The sequence below is a fragment of the Acidaminococcus sp. CAG:542 genome (assembly GCF_000437815.1).
In the GTDB taxonomy this organism is placed as follows: domain Bacteria; phylum Bacillota; class Negativicutes; order Acidaminococcales; family Acidaminococcaceae; genus Acidaminococcus.
In genome coordinates this window covers 1-1,848 of sequence record NZ_FR902057.1, presented here as the reverse complement: position 1 = coordinate 1,848, position 1,848 = coordinate 1, and the positions used below count along the sequence as shown (strand labels likewise).

The following is a 1,848-nucleotide window of genomic DNA, read 5'->3' as shown; positions in this document are numbered from 1 at the left end:
ATGGCCATGCAGCCAGCCTGGCCAAACGGGCTGGGTTCGAAATGGTGATGATCCACGGGGGCCACGGGTGGCTGATCAATCAGTTCCTGTCCCCGCTGTTCAACCACCGGACGGACGAATACGGGGGATCCCTGGAAAACAGGACCCGGTTTGCAGTGGAAGTGCTGAAATCGGTGCGGGCTGCGGTAGGGCCCTTTTTCCCCATCGAATTCCGGATGAGCGGGGCGGAATTTGCGGAAGGAGGCTACGGACTGGACGAAGGGGTGAAGATTGCCCAGGCCATCGAACCTTATGCAGACCTGATCCATGTTTCCGCCGGCACCTACCAGAAGACCTTCGGGATCACCCATCCTTCCATGTTCGAGGACCACGGCCGGAACGTGTACCTGGCGGCGGAAATCAAAAAGCATGTGTCCAAACCGGTGGCCACCATCGGCGGCCTGACGGACCCGGCCATGATGGAGGAAATCATCGCTTCCGGGAAGGCGGATGTGGTGTACATGGCCCGGCAGCTGCTGGCGGACCCGGAAACGCCCCGGAAGATCGAGGAAGGCCGGGATGAAGAAATCGTCCACTGTCTCCGGTGCTTCACCTGTATGGCGGAACGGGCGGCCACCAGCACCCGCCGGTGCACGGTGAATCCCCTGATCGGCCGGGAACTGGACGGGACGGAAGTCCAGCCGGCACCGGTGAAGAAGAAAGTGGTTGTGGTGGGCGGAGGCCCTGGGGGCCTGTACGCTGCCTATACTGTTGCCAGCCGGGGTCACCGGGTGATCCTGATGGAAAAAGAAGGAGAAGTGGGGGGCATCCTGAAAAGTGAGCAGGCCATTCCCTTCAAACGGGAGATGTACCAACTGGCCCATACCTACGAGCTGCTGGCCCGGAAGGCAGGGGCGGAGATCCGGCTGAATACGGAAGCTACCCCGGAAACCGTGGAGGCGGAAAAGCCCGATGCCCTGATCATCGCCGCCGGTTCCCGGCCCCTGGTGCCGCCCATCAAGGGCCTGGACGGGGACAATGTGGTGATCGTGAACAACTACTACAGGGAAAAGGACAAGGTGGGAGACCATGTGGTGGTGTTCGGCGGCGGCCTGGCCGGGTGTGAATGTGCCATCCACCTGGGACGGGAAGGGAAAAAGGTGGAAATCGTGGAAATGCGGCCCACCCTGGCTCCGGACGCCAATGTGCGCCATCGTCCCCTGCTGCTGGCGGAGATTGCCAAAACCGCCAGGGTCCATACGGGCTACAAAGGGGTAGAAGTGACCAAAGAAGGGATCCTGTGTACGGATCCCTCCGGGGCCCAGGTGCTGGTGCCCGGGGATACGGTGATCTGCGCTCTGGGCCAGCGCTCCCGGACGGATGTGGTGGATGCTTTGCGGGACTGTGCCCCCTTCGTAAGAGTCATCGGAGACGCCGCCAAAGTATCCACCATCACCAATGCAGTGTACTGGGGACACTGGGCGGGGATGGATATTTAAAGGCGGTCAGCTGTCAACGGTCAGCGGCCTATGGAAAAGACCTGGTTTTTGCCAGGTCTTTTTTTAATGGAGAAAACCGGAGGCCGGGACGGGCTGGCCTTCGGCCTGCCCCTACAGCGTCAGGGTCGGGGGTTCGGTGGGTTCCACGGGGCCGAGGTCCATCGGAGACTCGACCTGCTTCCGCAACTGAAAACCCTGAAAGAGTACCGGAATGCGGTGAAAGAAACGGTGAAAAAGCCGATATTCGTCCCTCACGTAGGTACCCATCAGTGCAGAATTGCCAATTACGGTCCCAGCAGCAGTCCCATGGGACAGTTGGCCGCAGCACTGAACTGGTAATAAGGACGGTCCCAAAGTCCGCCCTGTGAGG

Annotated in this window: 2 protein-coding genes; both read left to right on the top strand. The window is 60.7% G+C overall.

Annotation, left to right across the window (positions count from 1 at the left end; all coding sequences use genetic code 11):
* Positions 1-1,478 (top strand): oxidoreductase (locus QVO43_RS04375; protein WP_288174507.1); only part of this gene is annotated, 1,478 nt, incomplete at its 5' end.
* 30 nt (positions 1,479-1,508) lie between these two features.
* Positions 1,509-1,817 carry a hypothetical protein gene (locus QVO43_RS04370; protein WP_288174506.1) on the top strand — a complete coding sequence of 103 codons (309 nt, stop codon included), beginning with the start codon at positions 1,509-1,511 and terminating at the stop codon, positions 1,815-1,817.
* Positions 1,818-1,848: the final 31 nt, after the last annotated feature.